Source organism: Rhizobium sp. MHM7A, assembly GCF_005862215.1.
In the GTDB taxonomy this organism is placed as follows: Bacteria; Pseudomonadota; Alphaproteobacteria; order Rhizobiales; family Rhizobiaceae; genus Rhizobium; species Rhizobium bangladeshense.
On record NZ_VCHT01000055.1, the window covers coordinates 1 to 3177 of the forward strand.

A 3177-nucleotide genomic window follows, 5' to 3' on the forward strand; every position below is an offset into this window, starting at 1 on the left:
GATTGCGCTTCATCCTCTGGTCCTCTCAATGGGCCAGAGCTTACTTCAAAATGGATTATTTCAACGGGGCAAGGCCACGCTGGATCGCTAAGTAGCTGCGGCGTGTCTCGAGGGCCACCGTCCGATCCACGATAATCCATCCAGCCACCATCGAGAACTGCGAGCAGCTGCCATGCAGGCATGGCGCCAAATCGCGCGCGCCTTCACGCCGAATGAACAAAAGCCTCACTCCCAGGTCTTGTTTTCACAGCGTTAACTTTACGGTGCCCTTCGGCATTATCCAAGCCTGACGCCCCGCGACTGAAATTCCCGTTCCTTCAGACGTTTGTCAGCTCACAGTGCGAGAAGCGATATCATCGCAGCTAAAAAATGGAAAACCCTGATGAAAGCCCTCATCCTCAAACTCGCACCTTCTTCTCGTTTGAGCGCTATTCGCCCTTCCTCCGCCCCGCGGCTAGACATGCCGCTACGCCCACCTAATCGAGACGTCACCTCGTTCAGTTCTCGGCGATTGGAAGGAAGCTTCGTCAACTCCCGAGGCGTGAAGTACAAGCGTAAAATGCACTTTCTCGAAAAGATGGGCATAGCATCGATGCTCAAATGCGAAACCCTCAAGTGCGTTGGAAATGTCGCTATTCGAGCTAGCCTTCTTTTTGGGTCCGGTGCGCTAGCGTTAGGCCTGCTGCTGCCAGCCATTTCCGCGAAAGAAAATGAACGCTCGCTTGCTTTGCTATCATCTTCAGTCCCGGCTTTCACTCTACCTCCCTTTGATTGGAGTTCCCACAACGGTACACAGAGCCAGTCTTATGGAAAAGGGGGCGACCGTTAATGAAGATTAAGATGGGGTTGCCCGTCTGGGGCTTAGGAGTTGCACCGTTGATGTTTGCGATCGCCGTCGCGACAAGCGCCTTCAAACAAGAGACGCTCGACCCTGTCCACACGGAACGCGTGGTACTCGGCTCGATTGAGGAGACTGTCCTCGCGGAGGGAGTTTTGGAGCCTCGCAGGATAATCAATGTTGGGGCTCAAGTGTCGGGCCAAATAAAGGCACTGCATGTAAAGCTTGGCCAATTCGTGAAGTCTGGTGACTTGATCGCCGAGATTGACCCTACGAAAGAGCAGTACAAGCTACTCACCGCGCAAGCCAACCTCGCTAACGTCAATGCTAGGCGCAAGGAAGCTGAGATAACTCTGAACGAGGCCAAATTGGCGTTTCGAAGACAAAAGACTTTAAGGGAGAACAGGTCTGTATCGGCCGCCGACCTGGAGAAGGCGCAAGCCACATTTCTGTCGCAGGAAGCAAGGCTCGAGCAACTTGAAGCGCAAACCAATGAGAAGATACTCGATGTTGACGTCGCTCGCTCGTCCCTTAACCAAACGAAGATCAGCGCGCCAATGAGCGGCGTAGTAGTTGCTCTGGCGACCAAAGAGGGTCAAACGTTGAACTCAGATCGGGTACCGACCATCGCGGTTCTCGCTCAGCTCGACGTGATGCAGGTGATGGTACAGATATCGGAAGCAGACATGGCGCGCGTGAAGCCAGGCCAGAACGTCCGCTTCACAACCCTAGGAGCGACTGAAGCTCCCAGTTCAGGCGTACTGGAAGAGATACAGCCCGCGCCTCCGTGCATAGCCGACGACGTCAATACGGGTCCCATAAAAAACGGGGAATCCAATCGGGCGGTCTATTACACCGGCGTATTTCCGACACCCAACCCGGAAGGCCGATTTCGGCCAAAGATGAGCGTATCCGTTACAATTATTTTCGGCCACGCCGAAAACGTACCGCCCGTACCCTGGGCGGCTCTGAGTGAGCCCGATGGGAAAGATCGCTACCGAGTTTACATTCGCAAACCAACTGGAGAAGTCACCGTGCGCCTAGTTACAACGGGTTTGACTGACAAGATTAAAGCGCAAGTACTCAATGGCCTCTCCGTTGGTGATGAGCTTCTCATCTCACCCAGCGAAAAAGCAACTGGTCTTGAGGCGATATAATATGATGACTGCACTTCTTGAGATCGAGAATATTTCGCGGATTTTCCGCACCGGAGACAAGACGGTTAATGCGCTCGCCGGCGTGAGCCTTTCGATTTCGAGTGGAGAGCTGGTGGCAATCGTTGGCACCAGCGGTTCGGCAAGACGACGCTAATGAACATTTTAGGCTGCTTGGACCAGCCGAGTTCTGGTGACTATCGCATCGGCGGCCGCAGCGTTGCAGGGTTCAGCGCGGACGAACTTGCCGCGTCAAGACGGCAAAATTTCGGTTTCATCTTCCAACATTATCAGCTTCTCGCAACATTGAGCGCTGTCGACAACGTGGCGATCCCTGCTATCTATGCCAGCGTTGGCGCTCGGTCACGCCGAGAAAGGTCCATATCTCTTCTGCGCAAGCTGGGTCTTGATGATCGTCTCGACCACCGCCCGAACCAATTGTCCGGGGGCCAGCAGCAAAGAGTTTCGATTGCCCGCGCATTGATGAATGGCGGCCGCATCATTCTCGCCGATGAGCCGACGGGCGCGCTAGATGCCAAGAGTGGCGGAACTGTCCTCGATATATTGAAGGAACTTCATGTCGCTGGACACACGATTATCATTGTGACACACGATCCGAAAATCGCAGCTCACGCCGATCGGATCGTCGAGATTCGCGACGGCGTTGTCGTTTCCGACCGCTTGACGCACGACCGGCAGAAGACCGATGGCACGCTGGCGTTCAGCGACAACACGCCGATCGGTGCGCTTTCGGCGGTCAGTCGCTGCCTGCTGGAAGCCCTGCGGATGGCGATCCGATCTCTAGTCACCTATCGCATGCGTACCTTCCTCACAGTGCTCAGCATCATTATCGGAATCGCGGCAGTCCTCGTGGTCGTCGGTTTCGGAGAAGGTGCCCGTCAGAAACTTTCGGACGCCCTGGGAGCATTTGGATACAGCGTCATAGAGATTGTTCCGGAGCGCAATGAGGGTGACGGGGGCGCTTCCAACATCAAGACCTTGGTCGCCGCGGATGCCGATGCTCTTGCCGATCAATCCTACATCGATAGCGCAACTCCGGAAGTGCAAACTTCCGCACAAATGCGTTTCGGACACACATCTGTTGCGGCGGCGATGTCACGTTGTTTGATCAACGGCCGAAAAGTCGCTTGTCGGTAAACTCAGGCAATTGCAGCGGTCACGGCT

At 54.9% G+C, this 3177-nt stretch carries 3 protein-coding genes; all 3 read left to right on the forward strand.

Annotated features, from left to right (window positions below; translation table 11 throughout):
- The first annotated feature begins 828 nt into the window (after positions 1–828).
- The 3 genes from FFR93_RS40230 to FFR93_RS40235 are packed head-to-tail and all read left to right on the forward strand — an operon-like array spanning position 829 to position 3150.
- Positions 829–1995: an efflux RND transporter periplasmic adaptor subunit gene (locus FFR93_RS40230; RefSeq protein WP_246661438.1), complete on the forward strand. Its 1167-nt coding sequence runs from the start codon at positions 829–831 to the stop codon at positions 1993–1995.
- Position 1996: 1 nt separating this feature from the next.
- Positions 1997–2149, forward strand: coding sequence for a hypothetical protein (locus FFR93_RS41245; RefSeq protein ID WP_165586652.1), 153 nt, complete (start codon positions 1997–1999; stop codon positions 2147–2149).
- Positions 2149–3150 carry an ATP-binding cassette domain-containing protein gene (locus FFR93_RS40235; RefSeq protein WP_138397211.1) on the forward strand — a complete coding sequence of 334 codons (1002 nt, stop codon included), beginning with the start codon at positions 2149–2151 and terminating at the stop codon, positions 3148–3150. The genes FFR93_RS41245 and FFR93_RS40235 overlap by 1 nt, the downstream gene beginning before the upstream one ends.
- Positions 3151–3177: the final 27 nt, after the last annotated feature.

Bases quoted from the DNA above. Each gene is read 5' to 3' on its own strand.
- FFR93_RS40230 (WP_246661438.1), top strand. From the start codon at position 829: ATGAAGATTAAGATGGGGTTGCCCGTCTGGGGCTTAGGAGTTGCACCG.
- FFR93_RS41245 (WP_165586652.1), top strand. From the start codon at position 1,997: ATGATGACTGCACTTCTTGAGATCGAGAATATTTCGCGGATTTTCCGC.
- FFR93_RS40235 (WP_138397211.1), top strand. From the start codon at position 2,149: ATGAACATTTTAGGCTGCTTGGACCAGCCGAGTTCTGGTGACTATCGC.